Origin of the sequence: Streptomyces sp. NPDC006925, assembly GCF_042869575.1 — a bacterium.
GTDB lineage: Bacteria > Actinomycetota > Actinomycetes > Streptomycetales > Streptomycetaceae > Streptomyces.
This window is the reverse complement of sequence record NZ_JBIAGB010000020.1, coordinates 58,200-75,538: the sequence shown is the minus strand read 5'-3', so window position 1 is coordinate 75,538 and position 17,339 is coordinate 58,200. Positions and strand designations below refer to the sequence as shown.

Sequence of the window (17,339 nt, the reverse complement as noted above, 5' to 3'; positions counted from 1 at the left end):
CGCGCCGCGTCTCCCTCGCCGGGGCGACGGGCGGTGCCGCAGCCGGCCGCTACTGCGGGGTGACGTAGGCGCCCGCGATACCGCCGTCGACCAGGAACTCCGCCGCGTTCACGAACGAGGAGTCGTCGCTGGCGAGGAAGGCGACTGCCGAGGCGATCTCCTCCGCCTCGGCGAACCGGCCCGCCGGCACGTGCACCAGCCGCCGCTGCGCCCGCTCCGGGTCCTTGGCGAACAGCTCCTTGAGCAGCGGGGTGTTCACCGGGCCGGGGCACAGCGCGTTCACCCGGATGCCCTCGCGGGCGAACTGGACACCCAGCTCTCGGGACATCGCCAGCACCCCGCCCTTGGAGGCGGTGTAGCTGATCTGCGAGGTGGCGGCGCCCATCACCGCCACGAAGGAGGCGGTGTTGATGATGGAGCCCCGCCCCTGGGCGCGCATGTACGGCAGCACGGCCTTGCAGCACAGGTACACCGAGGTGAGGTTGACGTGCTGGACGCGCTGCCATGCCTCCAGCCCGGTCTCCAGGATCGAGTCGTCGTCGGGCGGCGAGATGCCCGCGTTGTTGAAGGCGATGTCGACCGAGCCGTAGGTCTCGTGCGCGGTCCGGAACAGCGCCTCGACCTGGTCGGGGTCGGTGACGTCCGCTGCGACGTACCGGCCGCCGACCTCCCGGGCCGCGGCCTCGCCGCGCTCGGCGTCCACGTCGGCGCAGACGACGTTCGCCCCCTCGGAGGCGAGGCGACGGGCGGTGGCGAGGCCGATGCCGCTGCCCGCGCCGGTGACCACGGCCGTACGCCCGACCAGGCGGCGGCACACGGCGGTCTCGTTCTCGGTGGCGCTCACTGGCTCTCCTCGGTGCTGATGAAGACGTTCTTGGTCTCGGTGAAGGCGGCGAGCGCGTCGGGGCCGAGTTCCCGGCCGAGTCCGGACTGCTTGTAGCCGCCGAAGGGGGTGGAGTAGCGCACGCTGCTGTGCGAGTTGACGGAGAGGTTGCCGGCCGCGACTCCGCGCGAGACGCGCAGCGCGCGGCCGCTGTCCCGGGTCCAGACCGAGCCGGAGAGCCCGTAGTCGGTGTCGTTGGCCAGCCGTACCGCCTCGTCCTCGTCGTCGAAGGGGATGACGACGGCGACGGGTCCGAAGACCTCCTCCACCGCGGCGCGCTGCCCCTCGGCGTGCGCCAGCACCGTCGCCGGGTACCAGTAGCCGGGACCTTCGGGGACACTGCCGCGGATGAGCGCGGGCGTCTCCTCGGGGACGTAGCCGCGTACCCGCTCCCGCTGGCGGGCCGAGATGAGCGGGCCCATGGCGGTGGCCCGGTCGGCGGGATCACCGGCCCGGAAGGCGTGCACGGCGGGCTCCAGGAGCTCCAGGAACCGGTCGTGCACGGTGCGCTGGACCAGGATGCGGCTGCGCGCGCAGCAGTCCTGGCCGGTGTTGTCGAGGAAGGAGCCGGGTGCGGCGGCCGCGGCGCGCTCCAGGTCGGCGTCGGCGAAGACGATGTTGGGGCTCTTGCCGCCGAGTTCGAGGGTGACGCGCTTCACGGACTGCGCGCAGCGGGCCATGACGCTCTTGCCGACGGCGGTGGAGCCGGTGAAGACGACCTTGGCCACCCGCGGGTGGTCGACCAGCGCCGTGCCGGTGACGGCCCCCTCCCCCGGCAGCACCTGGAAGAGCCCTTCGGGCAGCCCGGCCTCCAGCGCCAGCTCGGCCAGCCGCAGCGCGGTCAGCGGGGTGTCCTCGGCGGGTTTGAGGAGCACCGCGTTCCCCGCGGCCAGCGCGGGCGCGCTGCCCCAGGCGGCGATCGGCATCGGGAAGTTCCACGGGGCGATCACGGCGACCACGCCCAGCGGTTCCGCGAAGGTGAGGTTCACGCCGCCCGCGACCGGGATCTGCTGCCCCGTCAGGCGCTCGACGCCGCCCGCGGCGTAGTCCAGCAGGTCGCGCACGTTGGCCGCCTCGCCGCAGGCACTGCCCAGCGGGTGTCCGGCCTCGCGCATCTCCAGGACGCCGAGTTCCTCGATGCGCCCGTCGACGGCGGACGCGAACCGGCGCAGCAGCCGGGCCCGGTCGGCGGGCGCCAACGCGGCCCAGGCGGACTGCGCGGCGCACGCGCGTTCGACCGCACGGTCGACCTCCTCGGGCGTGGTGACGGGGACGGTGGTCAGCACCTCCTCCGTCGCCGGATTGACGATGTCGAGCTGCTCGGCTCGGTGCGGGGTGGGTTCTTGCTGTTCGTGCTGCACTCGGTCGATTCCTTACATGCGCTCGAAGGAGCGGTAGCGCTCCCAGTCCGTCACGGCGGTCTCGAAGGCCCGCTGTTCCACCCGGGCCATGTTGAGGTAGTGGTCGACCACTTCGCTGCCGAACGCCTCCCGCGCCGGTGCGCTCCCCTCCCACAGCTCGGCGGCCTCGCGCAGGGTGGTGGGCACGTGCGCGGCGTCGCCGGTGTAGGCGTTGCCGGTGCAGGCGGCCGGGAGCTCCAGTGCGTTGTCGATGCCGTGCAGTCCCGCCGCGATCATTCCGGCGACGGCAAGGTAGGGGTTGACGTCGCCGCCCGGCACCCGGTTCTCCAGCCGGTGGCCCGCGCCGTGGCCGATGACGCGCAGCGCGCAGGTGCGGTTGTCGGGGCCCCAGGCGACGGCGGTGGGCGCGAAGGAGCCGGGCTGGAACCGCTTGTAGGAGTTGATGTTCGGCGCGTACAGCAGCGTGAAGTCCCGCAGGGCCGCGAGCTGTCCGGCCAGGAAGTGCCGCATCAGGGGCGACATGCCGTGCTCGCCCTGCTCGTCGGCGAGGACGGACCGTCCGTCCGCGTCGCGCAGCGAGAGGTGGATGTGGCAGGAGTTGCCCTCGCGCTCGTCGTACTTGGCCATGAAGGTGAGCGCGTGGCCCTGCTGGGCGGCGATCTCCTTGGCGCCCGTCTTGTAGATGACGTGCTGGTCGCAGGTGGTGAGCGCGTCGGCGTAGCGGAAGGCGATCTCGTGCTGGCCCAGATTGCACTCGCCCTTGGCCGACTCGACGACCATGCCCGCGGTCGCCATCTCGTTGCGGATGCGGCGCAGCAGCGGCTCGACGCGTCCGGTGCCGAGGATGGAGTAGTCGACGTTGTACTGGTTGGCGGGGGTCAGCCCCCGGTAGGCGCTGTCCCAGGCCTGTTCGTAGGTGTCCTGGAAGACCATGAACTCCAGTTCGGTGCCCACGTACGCCTGCCAGCCGCGCTCGGCGAGCCGGTCGAGCTGCCGCTGCAGGATCTGCCGGGGCGAGGCGACGACGGGGCTGCCGTCGTGCCAGGCGAGGTCGGCGGTGAGCAGCGCGGTACCGGGGTTCCAGGGGACGCGGCGCAGCGTGCCGGTGTCGCCGTGCATGGCGAAGTCCCCGTAGCCGCGCTCCCAGGAGGACATCTCGTAGCCGTCCACGGTGTTCAGCTCGACGTCGACGGCGAGCAGGTAGTTGCAGCCCTCGCTGCCGCCGTCGAGCACGTGCTCCAGGAAGTAGGGGGCGGCGAACCGCTTTCCCTGGAGGCGGCCTTGCATGTCGGTGAAGGCCAGGACGACGGTGTCGATCTCGCCCGCCTCGACGAGTCTCCTCAGCTCGGAGACGGCGAGCGGTGGTGTGCGGTCTGCCACGGGTGGGCCTCCTGTCGGTCCGCGGAAGCCATAAGGTAGCCGTGCATACCTTTGAAACGGAAGAGGGTCACCGGAAAGGAAGAGGGTGCGATGCCGGAGGACGACAGACTCGCCACGGTGCTGCGTACCGTACACGCGGGCAACGGGTTCGAAGAGGCGCTGGAGCAGATCCTGCAGATCGTCCGCCTGGGCCTGGTCGCCGAGGGCGAGCGGCTGCCCGCCGAACGCGAACTGGCCGAGCGGCTCGGGATCAGCCGCGTCACCCTGCGCGAGGTGCTGAAGGTGCTCGCGGAGCAGGGCGTGGTGGCCAGCCGGCGCGGCCGGTACGGCGGCACCTTCGTCCTCCCGCAGCCGGCCGCCGAGGAGAGCGGCGCCGGGCCGGGCGAGGTGCGGCTGCCCGCCGGGGCGCCGGAGCTGGCGGACACCCTCGTCTTCCGCGAGGTGCTGGAGGCGGGCGCCGCGGAGGTGTGCGCCACCCGCGGCCTGTCCGCGGCGGAGGCGGCCCGGTTGCGGGAGGCGCTGGACGCCACTCGCGAGGCGGCGCTCCAGGACTACCGGCGGCAGGACACGCTGCTGCACCTGACCCTGGTGGAGCTGGCCGGCTCCCCGTCGCTGACCGCCCGGTACGCCGCCGTGCGGGCCAAGCTGAACGAACTGCTCAACCACATCCCGCTGCTGGTGCGGAACCTGGAGCACGCCCAGCAGCAGCACGCGGCACTGGTCGCCGCAGTCCTGGAGGGGGACGGCGAGGGCGCCCGCGCCATCGCCCGCGAGCACTGCGCGGGGACGGCCTCGCTGTTGCGGGGCTTCCTGACCTGAGGCACCGCGGGGGCGGAGAGGGTGCGGAATGCCCGGTGTGCCCCGGGGTGCCGGGGGCGGTTACCGCCCCTTCACGCACGGGGGTTGCGCCCGGCCCCCTCCGGCCACAAAGGTATGCCAGCACACCAATGGCTCACCGCGGGAGTGTGGCACATGACCCAACAGTCCGAGTCCCCCGACCGGGACCGCGCCCCGGCGGCGCGACCCGACCCGGACGCCGCGTACCTCGAACGCCGTACGCTGCGGCGCGGCAGCGCCGGACCGCTGCTGCTGACCGGGCTCGGCGTCGCCTACGTCGTCTCCGGTGACTACTCCGGCTGGAACGCCGGCCTGGCCGAGGGCGGCTTCGGCGGCCTGGCCGTCGCCGCGGTCCTGATGGGGCTGATGTACACCTGCATGGTCTTCGCCCTGGCCGAACTGTCCGCCATCCTGCCCACGGCAGGCGGCGGATACGGCTTCGCACGGCGCGCCCTGGGCCCCTGGGGCGGCTTCCTGACCGGCACCGCCATCCTGATCGAGTACGTCCTCGCACCGGCCGCCATCGTCTGCTTCATCGGCGACTACATCGAATCCCTCGGCCTGTTCGGGCTGGAGTCCGGCTGGCCCGTCTACCTCGCCTGCTTCGCCCTGTTCATCGGCGTCCACCTGTGGGGCGTCGGCGAGGCGCTGCGCTTCTCGCTCGTCGTCACCGCCATCGCGGTCGCCGCGCTGCTGGTGTTCGTCCTCGGCGCCCTCACCGACTTCCACACCAGTGCGCTCGACGACATCCCGGTGGACCACGGCGCCTTCGGCTCCGGCTCCTGGCTGCCGTTCGGCGTGCTGGGCATCTGGGCGGCCTTCCCCTTCGGCATGTGGTTCTTCCTCGGTGTGGAGGGCGTACCGCTGGCCGCCGAGGAGACCAAGGACCCGGCCCGCACCCTGCCCAAGGCCATGGCCTGGTCGATGGGCATCCTGCTGCTGCTCGCGCTGCTGACCTTCGTGACCGCGACCGGGGCCCGCGGCTCGGCGGCCATCCAGGACGTCGGCAACCCGCTGGTGGAGGCCCTGCAACCGGACGGCGAGGCCACGGCACTCTCCCGCGTCGTGAACTACGCGGGCCTGGCGGGACTGGTGGCCTCCTTCTTCTCCCTCATCTTCGCGGGCTCCCGCCAGCTCTTCGCCCTCTCCCGGGCCGGCTACCTGCCCCGCTTCCTCTCCCTCACCAGTCGCCGCAAGGCCCCCTACCTCGGGCTGCTGCTGCCCGGAGCGCTGGGCTTCGGGCTGGCGGCAAGCAGCGGCGACGGCGCCACGATGCTCAACATCGCCGTCTTCGGCGCCACCATCTCCTACGCGCTGATGTCACTCTCGCACATCGTGCTGCGCAAGCGCGAGCCCCATCTGGAACGCCCCTACCGCACCCCCGGAGGCGTGCTGACCTCCTCCGTCGCCCTGGTCCTGGCTCTCGCGGCCCTGGTGGCCACCTTCCTGGTCGACAAGCAGGCAGCATTGATCGCGCTGGCTGTCTACGCGGTGGCGGTCGGCTACTTCGCCTTCTACTCCCGGCACCGTCTGGTGGCGGCGGCACCTGAGGAGGAGTTCGCGGCCCTGGCCGAGGCGGAGGAGGAACTGCGCGACTGACCCTCGCGGGCCGCGTGTCGCGCCCGTCCGGTGCGCCCCGGTCGAACGGCCGGGGCGCACCGGACGGGCGCGGCCCCCGGCGCCACCCGCCCCCGTAGGGGCATCCGCTGTCCGGAGGCCCCGGAACACGGCCGAAGAACCCGGCCGAAGAACGCAGCCGACAGGAGAGACCCCGTGGCACCACCCCTCATCGGCATCACGACCTATCTGGAACCGGTCGCACACTGGGGCGACTGGCAACTGCCCGCCGCACTGCTGCCCGCCTCCTACCACCGGATGGCGCAGCGCGCCGGCGCCCGCGCCGTACTGCTCCCGCCCGACGAGGACCCGGACGCGGCGGCCGACACCCTCTCCCGGCTGGACGGCCTGGTCACCGCGGGCGGTCCGGACGTCGACCCGGCCCGCTACGGCGCCGCACGCGAGCCGCACACCGGCCCCGGGTACCCCGAGCGCGACGCCTGGGAACTGGCCCTCACCCGGGAGGCGCTGGCCCGACGCGTGCCGCTGCTGGCGATCTGCCGGGGCATGCAGCTCCTCAACGTGGCCCGGGGCGGCACCCTCGTCCAGCATCTGCCGACCACGGCGGTCCACCGCGGCGCCCCCGGGGTCTTCGCCCCCCACGAGATCGCACCGGTCCCCGGCACACTGCTCGCCAAGGTGCTGGAGGAGGCGGCGGCCGTGGCCGTGCCGACCTACCACCACCAGGCGGTGGACACGCTCGGCGAAGGCCTGGTGGGCACCGCGCACGCGCTGCACGACGGCACCGTCGAGGCCCTCGAACTCCCGGAGGCCGACCATTTCGTCCTCGGCGTCCAGTGGCACCCGGAGGCCGGTGACGACCTCCGGCTGATGACGGCACTCACCACGGCGGCAGCCGCCACCGGCCTCAACCGGTGAGGGCCAGCAGCTGACGGGCGGGCCCCGCCGGCCGGGCGCCGCGCGGCCAGACCGCCCGCAGCGCCCGGCTCAGCCCGGGTCCCTCCACCACGACCTCGATCAGCCGCCGCGCGGCCAACTCCTCCCGCACCGCCAGCTCGCTGAGCACCGCCGGGCCCGCGCCGCTGACCGCGGCGGCCTTGACGGCCGTGGTGGAGGCCAGCTCCAGCAGCGGCGGGCCGAGCCCGCCGTGTGCGGCGAGCGCCGCGTCCAGGACCTGCCGGGTACCGGAGCCGGGCTCGCGCAGCACCAGTCCGGTGGCGGCCAGTTCGCGCAGCGGGACCGGCTTGCGGCGCCGGGTCCACGGATGCCCGGGAGCCGCGACGACGAGCAGGCGGTCGTGCCCGATGACGGTGCCGTCCAGTCCCGGCGGCACCCCGAGCCCCTCCACGAAGCCCAGGTCCGCCTCCGCGTCCAGGACCGTGCGGGCCACGGCCGCGCTGTTGCCGGCGCGCAGCCGCACCGCGGTGTCCGGCCGCTGGGCACGCAGCGCGATCAGCCAACCGGGCAGCAGATACTCGGCGATCGTCATGGAAGCGGCGACGGTGAGCCGGGAGTCGCGCCGGTCGCGCAGCGCACCGACGCCCGCGTCGAAGGACTCGGCGGACTCCACGATGCGCCGCGCCCAGTCGGTGACCAGCACACCGGCCGCCGTCAGCCGCGAGCCCCTGGGCGAGCGCTCCAGCAGGGTGACGCCGAGCATCCGCTCCATGGAGCGAAGCCGGCCGCTGGCGGCGGGCTGGCTGACCCCCGTCTCGCGCGCCGCGCGGCCCACACTGCCCAGCCGGGCGACAGCCAGCAGCAGCTCCAGCGCGCCCAGATCCGGGACCCGGCGGGCCAGACCGCCGGACACGCCCTCCCTCTCACTCATAGGCCCAGCTTATGCCCCCATAGGGGCACGGCCCCTTCTTCCCGGCCCCGCACCGCGGGAGCGTGGCCGCATGACCGCACCCGCGCACGCGACCACCGGCACCGACGCCCCCGCCTCCGCACCACCGGCAGCCGCGGGGCCCCCGCCCGGGCCGCGGCTGCGTGCCCTGGGCCCGAACTGGTACGCGGCGGTGATGGGGACCGCCATCGTGGCCACCGCCGGAACGGTGCTGCCGCTGCATCCACCGCGCGCCCTGCTGGACGGCGTCTGGGCACTGGCCGCAGCAGCACTGGCGGTCCTGCTGGTGGCCCGCGGAGCGCACTGGCTGCGCCACCGCGACCGGGCCCGCGCCCACCTGCTCGACCCCGCCGTCGCCCCGTTCCACGGCTGCCTGGCGATGGCGCTGCTGGCGGTCGGCGGCGGCGCGTCGGCACTGGACATACCGGGGGCCGCCGGGCTCGACGCGGCGCTGTGGACGTCCGGGACGGCGGTCGGGCTGGTCACCGCAGTGGCCGTGCCGTATCTGATGATCACCCGGCACCGGGTGGAGCAGGGCAGCGCCGCCCCGGCCTGGCTGCTGCCGGTGGTGGCCCCGATGGTCTCCGCCGCGCTCGGCCCGCCGCTGGCCGCACACCTGCCCGCGGGCCCGGCACGGCAGACCCTGCTGCTGGGCTCCTTCGCGCTCTTCGGTGCGAGCCTGCTGGCGACGCTGCTGTTCCTGCCGCTGATCCTCTCCCGGCTGCTGCACCACGGCCCGCTGCCCGCGGCGCTGACGCCCTCGCTCTTCCTGGTGCTCGGGCCGCTGGGGCAGTCCACGACCGCGCTCGGCAACCTCGCGGACGCGCAGCCGGGCACGTTCGGTGCGCTGTCGGTGCTCTACGGCGTACCGGTGCTCGGCTTCGCGCTGCTGTGGCTCGCGCTGTCCTCGGCGCTGGTGGTGCGCGCCGCACGCCGGGGCATGGCCTTCTCACTGACGTGGTGGGCGTTCACCTTCCCGGTCGGCACCTGTGTCACGGGAGCCGCGGCGGTGTGGCGGCACACCGGAGCGGCCGCGTTCGGCTGGCTGGCGGTGGGCCTCTACGCCCTGCTGACGGCCGCCTGGGCGGCCGCCGCCACCGGGACGGTGCGCGGACTGCTCAGCGGAGCGCTGCTCGCAGCGCCGCACCGAGCACCTGCGGCGCCCGCACCAGCGACGGCCCGTACCAGGTGAGGTGGCGGCCGCTGCACAGCGCGGCCGGAGTCCCCGGAAACGCCTCGGGCCCGTCCTCGGCGGTGAACCGGTAGGGCTCGTCCGGCAGGACGACCACCTCGGCACGCCCCGGCGCGGACAGCTCCGCGAGCGGCACCCGCGGATAGCGCTCCTCGTGCCCGGCGTAGCGGTTGCGCACCCCGAGGTGGGCCAGCAGATCACCGGCGAAGGTGTCCCGGCCCAGCACCATCCACGGCTTGCGCCACACCGGTACGACCGCGCGGACGTCGAACTCGGCCCGTGCCCGGGCCCAGGCCTCCTCGGCCTCGTCGAGCCAGGCCGGGCGGGAGAGCCCACAGCCCTCGGTGAGCACCCGGTGCAGTTCCGCGAAGCCCTGCTCCAGCGTCCGCACCTCGGTCACCAGGACCCGCAGCCCGGCCTCCCGCAGGGCCCGCAGATCCGCGGGCCGGTTCTCCTCCTCGTTGGCGAGCACCAGGTCCGGAGCCAGTCCTGCGATGGCCGGAACGTCCGGGTTCTTGGTGCCGCGCACGCGGGTGACGGCCAGGTCCCCGGGGTGTGAGCACCAGTCGGTGGCCCCGACCAGGAGTTCGGGAGCGGTGGCCGCCACCGCCTCGGTGAGGGACGGCACGAGCGAGACAACGGACCTGCACGGCATGTGCAGCACCCTATGCCGCGGCTCCGGCCGGCTCCCACCCCTTGGGGCCCGCCCCGCTGCCTCAGCGGGCCGACGGCCTACGCCACCGGTCCGGCGGCGCGCCCGGACGCCGGGTGCGCCGGACCGGGGACCGGGGACCGGGGGCCCGGGACCGGGGGCCGGGGACCCGCACCAGCGGCACCCCTCCGACCGGCGCCCCCTCACTCGACGGGCGCCAGCTCGTCCTCCAGACCCGGGTGGGCGTCCAGCCACTTGCGGGCGGACTTCTTCTCCTTGCCCTTGCCCTTGCCGCCCTTCTGGACGGCCGCCTCCAGGGAGCCGAGGTCCTGCTCGGACATCGTGAAATCCTTCAGCCAGCCGTACAGCTCGGGGAAGTCCTCCTTGAACCCCTTCCGCGCGGTGACGTGAATGTGGTCGCCCTTGCCCCAGGCGCTCTTGGGGTCCTTGAGCTTCTTCATCGGATACGTGCTGTAGACCCAGTGCGGCGTCCAGGTGGTGGCCAGCACCGGCTTCTTCCGCGCCACAGCGCGGTCCACGGCCGAGAGCATGGAGGAGGTGCTGGAGGAGACCACCTTGTACTCGCCCTCCAGGCCGTACGCCTTGAGGACCTTGTCCTTGAGGATCTTCATCTCGCCCGCGCTGGACTCGATCCCGATGATCTTCCCGTCGAACTCCTTGCCGCGCCCCTTGAGATCCGCCAGCGAGTCGACGCCCTTGACGTAGGACGGCACGGACAGCTCCAGCGAGGTGGGGCCGTACCAGGAGCCGACGTCGGTGAGTCTGTCCCGGTACTTGCGCCAGTACTGCTCGTGGGTCGTGGGCAGCCAGGCGTCCGTCTGGACGTCGATCCGGCCCTGCGCCATGGCGGTGAACAGCGGACCGGGGTCGAGCTGCTCGACCTTCGGCTTGTAGCCGCGGTCCTCCAGGATGTTCTCCCACAGGTAGGTGGTCGCGACCGCCTCGTCCCAGGGGAAGTAGGCCATGCTGACCGACTTCCCCGCGTCCTTGCCCCGCTTCTTCTCACCGCCGGGCACCGGCACCATCTTGTCCAGGAACCCCGGGCGGGCGTTCAGCCACTTGGCGGCGGCCTGCTGCTCCTGGCCCTTGGAGGCGTCCTGGATCGCCGTCTCCAGCGAGGTGAGCTGCTGCTCCGTCAGATGGAAGTTCTTCAGCCAGCGGGCCACGACCGGGTCGTCCTGGGCAAAGCCCTTGCGGGCGACGTTGTAGAGCTTCTCCCCCTTGCCGAAGGCACCCTTGGGGTCCTTGAGCTTGGTCAGATCGTATTTGGCGTACGCCCAGTGCGGGGACCAGAGCGTGACGACGACCGGCTGCTTCTGCTGGATGGAGCGCTTCAGCTCGGCCAGCATCGAGGAGGTGCCGGAGGAGACCACCTTGTACTCACCCTCCAGGCCGTACGCCTTGAGGACCTTGTCCTTGAGGATCTTCATCTCGCCCGCGCTGGACTCGATCCCGATGATCTTCCCGTCGAACTCCTTGCCGCGCCCCTTGAGGTCCGCCAGGGACCGCACCCCCTTGACGTAGGAGGGCACGGTCAGCTCCAGCGAGGTGGGGCCGTACCAGGAGCCCAGCTTCTCCAGCTCGGAGCCGTACTTGTCCCAGTACTGCTGGTGCGTGGTGGGCAGCCAGGCGTCCGTCTGGAAGTCGGTCTCGCCCTGCGCGAGGGAGGTGTAGAGCGGGCCCGGGTCGAGCTGCTTGAGCTGGGGACGGTAGCCGCGCTGCTCCAGCGCCTCCTTCCACAGATAGGAGGTGGCGATGGCCTCGTCCCACGGGATGTACCCCATCTTCAGCTGCTTGCCCTTGCCCACGTCGGTGCCACCGGCGGACGGCGCGGAGGAGCCGGACTCGGCCAGGCTCAGCCCGCCCGCCGCCAGCGCCAGTGCCAGGACGCCGGCGAGCGCGGCGAGCGTGCTCGGCCGGTAGCGGACGAACCGCATCCGGCCCATCATGGCGGTGGTCCGGGCCGCGGCGCGGCGGCCGAGCGGCGAGACGCGCATGCTCAGGGCACCGGTCATCCGGTCCAGGTAGATGGCGAGGATGACGACGGCGATGCCCGCCTCGACGCCGAGGCCGATCTGGACCTGGGTGACGGCGGCGTAGATGCGCTCCCCGAGCCCCGGTGCTCCGGCCAGACCGGCGATGACGACCATCGACAGGGCCAGCATGATGACCTGGTTGATCCCGGCCATCACGGTCGGCAGCGCGAGCGGGAACTGCACCCGGGTGAGGGTCTGCCGGGGACCGGTGCCGAACGCGTCGGCGGCCTCCACCAGCTCGCTGTCGACCTGCCGGATGCCCAGCTCGGTCATCCGGACGCCCGGCGGCATCGCGAAGATGATCGTCGCCAGCAGCCCGGGAGTGGTGCCGACGGAGAAGAAGATCACGCCGGGGATGAGGTAGACGAAGGCGGGCATCGTCTGCATCACGTCGAGCACCGGGCGCACAGCGGCGCTGACCGCCTTCTTGCGCGCCGCCAGGATGCCGATCGGTACCGCGAAGAAGATGGTGATGACCGCGGCGGCCAGGACGAGCGACAGCGTGGACATCGCGTCGTCCCACAGTCCGAAGGAGTCGACCAGCACGAAGCCGGCGAAGGCGACGACGCCCGCGAGGAGTCCGCGCAGCCAGAAGGCGATGACGGCGAAGATCCCGGCCAGCAGCAGCGGCTCGACGCTGCCGAGGATCATGTTGATGCCGTCGTAGAGGCCGGTCAGCACCGTGTTGATGGCGTCGAACAGCCAGCTCAGATGGGTCTGGAGCCAGTCGACCGCGCTCTCGGCCCAGTTGCCCGGATGGAATTCAGGCATCCGCGCTCACCCCGTTCCCATCCTCCTCTGCGGGGGGCGACTCCACCCGCGGCTCCTCGGCCAGTGCGGCGAGCAGCAGCTCGCGGTCGACGACACCCACGGGGGTGCCGGACCCGTCCGTGACGGTCAGCGGGTGCTCGCTGGTGGAGAACGGGGTGAACAGTTCGGCCAGCGGCGTCTCGGCCGTGACCGTCGGGACGACGGCGCTCGGCGGACCGCCGTCGGGCGGGGCCGCCCCGCCGCCGTCCGCCTCCCGCATGATCGCGCCCGCGGTCAGCACCCGGGAGCGGTCCACGTCCTGGGTGAAGGAGGCGACGTACTCGGTGGCGGGCCGCAACAGGATGTCCTCCGCGGTACCGATCTGCACGATCCGGCCGTCGCGCATCATCGCGATGCGGTCGCCGACACGCATGGCCTCGTTCAGGTCGTGGGTGATGAAGACGATGGTCTTGCGCAGCGACTGCTGCAGCTGCAGCAGCTGGTCCTGCATGTCGCGGCGGATCAGCGGGTCCAGCGCGCTGAAGGACTCGTCCATGAGCAGCAGGTCGGCGTCGGTGGCCAGCGCGCGGGCGAGCCCGACGCGCTGCTGCATGCCACCGGACAGCTCGTCGGGCCAGGAGTGCTCCCAGCCCTGGAGCCCGGCCAGGTGCAGGGCCTCGGTGGCGCGCTGTTCCAGTTCCTCGCCCGGGACGCCCTGCACCCGCAGACCGTAGGCGGCGTTCTCCAGCACGCTGCGGTGCGGGAAGAGCGCGAAGTGCTGGAAGACCATGCTGATCCGGTGGGAGCGCAGCCCGCGCAGCTCGCGCGGGCCGAGCGCGGTCAGGTCCTCGCCGTCGAACAGGACCCGTCCCGAGGTGGGGACCAGCAGGCCGTTGAGCATCCGCAGCAGCGTCGACTTGCCCGAGCCGGAGAGGCCCATGACGACGAATACCTGCCCTTCCGCCACCTCGAAGGAGGCGTCGATCACCGCGGCGACCGTGCCTTCGGCCCGCAGCTCCTCGCGGTCCGCGTCGGCGCGCAGCCGGGCCACGGCCTCATCCGCTTGTCTCCCGAACACCTTGTACAGGTGTTCGGCTCTCAGCCTGGACACATTCACCCTCTTGACTGCGACAACAGTTACCCCGGCCTGCCATCCGTCTCGCCATGGAGCGCTGTAGATCGCTGCAACCGACGCACCAGAAAGATGAACCGCACATGAAACTTTTGTCGGACTCGTCCTGCTCCATGAGCGTGACCCCGAATCGGCCCTCCCGCTCCCCACGGCGTCCAAAGGGGTGGAAAAGCGACCCGAGTGACACTCGGGCCCAGCGCGCGACCACCCGGCGCCACCTGTCGGTCCGGTACGGCATCATCGGCTCGTGACCACCACAGCGAACGCAGCGCACACCGGGACAGGACACACCGCGAACGGCCGCAGGCTGATGCTCCTGGACACCGCCTCGCTCTACTTCCGCGCGTACTTCGGCGTCCCGGACACCGTCCGCGCGCCGGACGGAACCCCCGTCAACGCGGTACGCGGCCTGCTCGACTTCATCGCCAGACTCGTCCAGGACCACCGCCCCGCCGCGCTGGCCGCCTGTATGGACGCCGACTGGCGCCCCGCGTGGCGGGTGGAGCTGATCCCCTCCTACAAGGCGCACCGCGTCGCCGAGGAGGTCCCGGGCGGCCCGGACCAGGAGGAGACCCCCGACACCCTGGGCCCGCAGGTGCCGGTGATCGAGCAGGTGCTGGACGCGATCGGAGTGGCCCGGCTCGGCGCCGCGGAGTACGAGGCGGACGACGTGATCGGCACCCTCGCCACCCGCGCCACCGGCCCCGTCGACGTCGTCACCGGCGACCGCGACCTCTTCCAGCTCGTCGACGACGCGCGCGCCGTGCGGGTGCTCTACCCCGTCAAGGGCGTCGGCAGCCTGGACGCCTACGACGACGCGGCCCTGCGCGCCAAGTACGGGGTCGACGGAAGGGGGTACGCCGACCTGGCGGTGCTGCGCGGCGACCCCAGCGACGGACTGCCCGGGGTCCGCGGCGTCGGCGAGAAGACGGCCGCCAAACTGCTGGCCGAGTACGGCGACCTGGCGGGCATCCGCGCCGCGGCGGCCGACCCGGTCTCCCGGCTCACCCCCGCCCAGCGCACCAAGTTCGCGGAGGCCGCCGACTATCTGGACGTCGCGCCCACCGTGGTGCGGGTGGCCCGGGACGTCGCCCTCCCGGACGCCGACCTCTCCCTGCCGCGCAGCCCGCGCGACCCGGAGCTGCTGGAGCAACTGGCCGAGCGCTGGGGGCTGGGCGGCTCGCTGCGGCGGCTGCTGGAGGTCCTGGCGGACTGATCCGCCCCGGAGGCCGATCTGCTAGCTTAGGTATACCTAAGTTACTCTGTGTCCAGGGAGGCCCCGTGCCCGAAAGCCCGGCCCGTCCAGCCCGCAAGAAGCCGCAGCTCCACCACGCGCGCGTGGTCCGCACCGAGCGACTGACGCCGCACATGGTGCGCGTGGTGCTCGGCGGCGACTCCCTTGCGGGTTTCCCGGCCGGTGAGTACACCGACCACTACATCAAACTGCTCTTCCCGGTCCCCGACGTGCAGTACCCGGAGCCCTTCGACATCGCGCAGATCCGCTCCGAACTGCCGCGCTCCCAGTGGCCCGCAATGCGCACCTACACCGTGCGCGCCTGGGACCCGGCCGCGCGGGAGATGACCGTCGACTTCGTCGTGCACGGCGACGAGGGACTGGCCGGCCCCTGGGCCGCCTCCGCCGCCGCAGGCGACGAGATCCGCTTCCTGGGGCCCGGCGGCGCCTACGCGCCCGCGCCGGAAGCCGACTGGCATCTGCTGGCCGGCGACGAGAGCGCGCTGCCCGCCATCGCGGCCTCCCTCGCCCGGATGCCGTCCGGCGTCCCGGTCAGAGCCTTCATCGAGGTCGCCGAAGCCCAGGAGGAGCAGCCGCTGGAGGCACCGCCCGGCGCCGAGGTGCACTGGCTGCACCGGGGCCCGGCTCCTCTGGGCGAACGACTCGTCGCGGCCGTCCGCGCCCTGGAGTTCCCACCGGGCCAGGTGCAGGCGTTCGTCCACGGGGAGGCCGGGTTCGTCAAGGAACTCCGCGGCCATCTGCGGCTGGAGCGAGGCGTCGCGCGCGAACAGCTCTCCATCTCCGGCTACTGGCGGCTCGGCGCCGACGAGGACAACTGGCAGGCGTCGAAGAAGGAGTGGAACGCCCGCGTCGAGGCCGAGCAGGAGCAGCGCCCCGCCGCATGAGGACGGCCACGCGCGCGTGACGCCCCACCGGGGCCGCCGCACAGCGGAGCCGCCCGCGGACGGGGGGTCAGCGCGGCTCCAGCGGCCCCCTGGGGCAGTGCCGCGGCCCCGTCACGGGATTGCACCGCACGGCACGGTCCCGCGGCCCCGGCAACTCGGCCACGTAGTCGGAACCGTACCGGGCGGCCAGGCCGGGGACCGGGAAGTCGGTGCTCACCATCTGCGCGCCCGACGAGAGCGCGTCGCGCAGCATCCCGGTGCTGCCGCTGCGCGCCTGCTCCAGCGGCACGTCCGAGCGGGTCCGGACATAGAACCCGCGCCGCACCAGGTCGCGGATGACGGCCTTGCCCCCGCCGGTGGGGTCGTTCACTTTCATGAAGGCGGCGTCGGGCCGGCCCGGCTCGGAGTCGGTGAACAACACCCGCCCCTGCAGGCTCTCGCGCCCTCCGGCCCGGTAGGCGTCCTGGATCTCCCGGCCGTCGTTGTCCATGAAGAACATGACCTGCCCCCGGGTCTCACGCACCTTGGGCCAACCGTGCCGGAGCACCGACTGCTCCAGCGTGCTCCCGGGGCGCCGGATGTCGTCCGGCGTCAGCGTCGCCTCGTCGGGGAAGACGGACCGGATCTCCTCGTCCAGCGCGTCGAGCATCGCCGTGTCCCAGGGCGGGCTCTCGGCGCCGCCCTGCTCCTCCAGCCGCGGGTCGGTCTGCTTGAGTTCCAGCAGGATCGGTACCGCGACATGACCGGGGCGGCTGTCGGACCACTGCTTGACCCGGCGCAGGCAGCTGCGCAGGGTGGCGCAGGTCGAGCGGTAGTCGAAGTCCGCCCAGTGCAGCACCTTGAAGCCTGGCTTCCGCAGCTCCGGGTCGTCCAGCGGCGGCAGTCCGGCCCGCTTGCGCAGCAGCGGATCGGCGTAGAGGCCGCCCTCGGGGTCGGGGAAGACGTCGAGTTCGATGCCGCGGGCCCGCTGCCGGGCGAACTGCTCGGGCAGCGAGGAGTGGCTGTAGAGCAGGTTCTGCCAGTTGGGGTCGTAGCGGGACATCAGGTTCTGCTCGGCGAGCGAGGTCGTCTCGCGGTGATAGCTGTTGTGCGTGGCCATGGCCTGGAGCTGGGTCAGCCGCAGGTTCCCGGCCGGATCGCGGTGACCGCCCCGTCCGGCGGCACTGTCCGGCTGGGCCGCGGCGGAGGTGGAGGTGAGCGCCGCGACGGCGGCGACGGCGGTCATGGCGCAGATCCAGCGGCGGATCGCGGATCCGGCTCGGGATCGGGTGCTGCTCATACGCACTGAGCCCCCTGTCGGGTACGGGAAGCGCGCGGGACACGCGCGCCGGACGGAGCCTGCCGGGCCCGTGCGGCCGCCCGGTGCCCGCCGGTTGACGCACGCCTGAACATCCCGCCCCCGGGCCCGCCCGTCAACACCGCCTCGTCCGGGCGCAGTTCGGCGGAGCGCTAGGACCGGGGCGGCGCTCCGCGGAGGCACGGCCTTCTCCGGGGCGCCCGTTCCGCGAAAGCGTGGCACCCCGGAGAAGGGA

At 72.8% G+C, this 17,339-nt stretch carries 14 protein-coding genes; 6 read left to right on the top strand and 8 right to left on the bottom strand.

What is annotated here, in order from left to right; all coding sequences use genetic code 11:
- Positions 1–49: 49 nt before the first annotated feature.
- Genes ACFYNS_RS23955 through ACFYNS_RS23945 form a run of 3 tightly spaced genes read right to left on the bottom strand, consistent with a single transcriptional unit; the run spans position 50 to position 3,624 of the window.
- Positions 50–844 carry a 3-oxoacyl-ACP reductase gene (locus ACFYNS_RS23955; RefSeq protein ID WP_360302575.1) on the bottom strand — a complete coding sequence of 265 codons (795 nt, stop codon included), beginning with the start codon at positions 842–844 and terminating at the stop codon, positions 50–52.
- Positions 841–2,244 (bottom strand): aldehyde dehydrogenase family protein, encoded by a 1,404-nt coding sequence (locus ACFYNS_RS23950; protein WP_360302578.1) that lies wholly within the window; start codon positions 2,242–2,244, stop codon positions 841–843. The genes ACFYNS_RS23955 and ACFYNS_RS23950 overlap by 4 nt, the downstream gene beginning before the upstream one ends.
- Before the next feature lie 12 nt (positions 2,245–2,256).
- Positions 2,257–3,624 carry a glutamine synthetase family protein gene (locus tag ACFYNS_RS23945; protein WP_388604993.1) on the bottom strand — a complete coding sequence of 456 codons (1,368 nt, stop codon included), beginning with the start codon at positions 3,622–3,624 and terminating at the stop codon, positions 2,257–2,259.
- Positions 3,625–3,714: 90 nt separating this feature from the next.
- Between ACFYNS_RS23945 and ACFYNS_RS23940 the strand changes: the two genes are divergently transcribed.
- The 3 genes from ACFYNS_RS23940 to ACFYNS_RS23930 all read left to right on the top strand — a co-directional run bounded on the left by ACFYNS_RS23940 (position 3,715) and on the right by ACFYNS_RS23930 (position 6,957).
- Complete coding sequence (locus ACFYNS_RS23940; RefSeq protein WP_360302584.1) at positions 3,715–4,443, top strand: FCD domain-containing protein; 729 nt, start codon at positions 3,715–3,717, stop codon at positions 4,441–4,443.
- Positions 4,444–4,596: 153 nt separating this feature from the next.
- Positions 4,597–6,060 (top strand): ethanolamine permease, encoded by a 1,464-nt coding sequence (eat, locus tag ACFYNS_RS23935; protein WP_360302587.1) that lies wholly within the window; start codon positions 4,597–4,599, stop codon positions 6,058–6,060.
- Positions 6,061–6,234: 174 nt separating this feature from the next.
- Positions 6,235–6,957, top strand: coding sequence for a gamma-glutamyl-gamma-aminobutyrate hydrolase family protein (locus ACFYNS_RS23930; RefSeq protein ID WP_388604991.1), 723 nt, complete (start codon positions 6,235–6,237; stop codon positions 6,955–6,957).
- Here the strand turns inward: ACFYNS_RS23930 and ACFYNS_RS23925 are convergent.
- Positions 6,947–7,867, bottom strand: a complete 921-nt coding sequence (locus tag ACFYNS_RS23925) for a LysR family transcriptional regulator (RefSeq protein WP_360303043.1) — start codon at positions 7,865–7,867, stop codon at positions 6,947–6,949. The two genes, ACFYNS_RS23930 and ACFYNS_RS23925, sit on opposite strands and share 11 nt — an antisense overlap.
- A 70-nt stretch (positions 7,868–7,937) precedes the next feature.
- Here ACFYNS_RS23925 and ACFYNS_RS23920 point away from each other — a divergent pair, with 70 nt between their 5' ends.
- Entirely contained in the window at positions 7,938–9,077 is a 1,140-nt protein-coding gene (locus ACFYNS_RS23920) for a C4-dicarboxylate ABC transporter (protein ID WP_360303044.1), read from the top strand.
- Here ACFYNS_RS23920 and ACFYNS_RS23915 read toward each other — a convergent pair.
- From ACFYNS_RS23915 to ACFYNS_RS23905, 3 genes are all read right to left on the bottom strand, one after another.
- Positions 9,004–9,732 (bottom strand): helical backbone metal receptor, encoded by a 729-nt coding sequence (locus ACFYNS_RS23915; RefSeq protein WP_360303045.1) that lies wholly within the window; start codon positions 9,730–9,732, stop codon positions 9,004–9,006. The two genes, ACFYNS_RS23920 and ACFYNS_RS23915, sit on opposite strands and share 74 nt — an antisense overlap.
- A 200-nt stretch (positions 9,733–9,932) precedes the next feature.
- Entirely contained in the window at positions 9,933–12,557 is a 2,625-nt protein-coding gene (locus ACFYNS_RS23910) for an ABC transporter permease/substrate binding protein (RefSeq protein WP_388604988.1), read from the bottom strand.
- Complete coding sequence (locus tag ACFYNS_RS23905) at positions 12,550–13,647, bottom strand: glycine betaine/L-proline ABC transporter ATP-binding protein (protein WP_388604986.1); 1,098 nt, start codon at positions 13,645–13,647, stop codon at positions 12,550–12,552. Before ACFYNS_RS23905 ends, ACFYNS_RS23910 begins: the two co-directional genes overlap by 8 nt.
- Positions 13,648–13,978: 331 nt before the next feature.
- Between ACFYNS_RS23905 and ACFYNS_RS23900 the strand changes: the two genes are divergently transcribed.
- Both ACFYNS_RS23900 and ACFYNS_RS23895 read left to right on the top strand, forming a co-directional pair.
- Positions 13,979–14,884, top strand: coding sequence for a 5'-3' exonuclease (locus tag ACFYNS_RS23900; protein WP_360299477.1), 906 nt, complete (start codon positions 13,979–13,981; stop codon positions 14,882–14,884).
- A 65-nt stretch (positions 14,885–14,949) separates the two neighbouring features.
- The gene (locus ACFYNS_RS23895; RefSeq protein ID WP_360299471.1) at positions 14,950–15,807 is read left to right on the top strand and encodes a siderophore-interacting protein; all 858 of its coding nucleotides are present in this window, start codon (positions 14,950–14,952) and stop codon (positions 15,805–15,807) included.
- A gap of 67 nt (positions 15,808–15,874) precedes the next feature.
- On the opposite strand, the gene ACFYNS_RS23890 is transcribed toward ACFYNS_RS23895, so the two are convergent.
- Positions 15,875–17,086 carry a phosphatidylinositol-specific phospholipase C1-like protein gene (locus tag ACFYNS_RS23890; RefSeq protein ID WP_360299468.1) on the bottom strand — a complete coding sequence of 404 codons (1,212 nt, stop codon included), beginning with the start codon at positions 17,084–17,086 and terminating at the stop codon, positions 15,875–15,877.
- Between the last annotated feature and the right edge of the window lie 253 nt (positions 17,087–17,339).

Bases quoted from the DNA above. Each gene is read 5' to 3' on its own strand.
- ACFYNS_RS23940 (WP_360302584.1), top strand. From the start codon at position 3,715: ATGCCGGAGGACGACAGACTCGCCACGGTGCTGCGTACCGTACACGCG.
- ACFYNS_RS23920 (WP_360303044.1), top strand. From the start codon at position 7,938: ATGACCGCACCCGCGCACGCGACCACCGGCACCGACGCCCCCGCCTCC.
- eat (WP_360302587.1), top strand. From the start codon at position 4,597: ATGACCCAACAGTCCGAGTCCCCCGACCGGGACCGCGCCCCGGCGGCG.
- ACFYNS_RS23910 (WP_388604988.1), bottom strand. From the start codon at position 12,557: ATGCCTGAATTCCATCCGGGCAACTGGGCCGAGAGCGCGGTCGACTGG.
- ACFYNS_RS23900 (WP_360299477.1), top strand. From the start codon at position 13,979: ATGCTCCTGGACACCGCCTCGCTCTACTTCCGCGCGTACTTCGGCGTC.
- ACFYNS_RS23890 (WP_360299468.1), bottom strand. From the start codon at position 17,086: ATGAGCAGCACCCGATCCCGAGCCGGATCCGCGATCCGCCGCTGGATC.
- ACFYNS_RS23925 (WP_360303043.1), bottom strand. From the start codon at position 7,867: ATGAGTGAGAGGGAGGGCGTGTCCGGCGGTCTGGCCCGCCGGGTCCCG.
- ACFYNS_RS23915 (WP_360303045.1), bottom strand. From the start codon at position 9,732: ATGCCGTGCAGGTCCGTTGTCTCGCTCGTGCCGTCCCTCACCGAGGCG.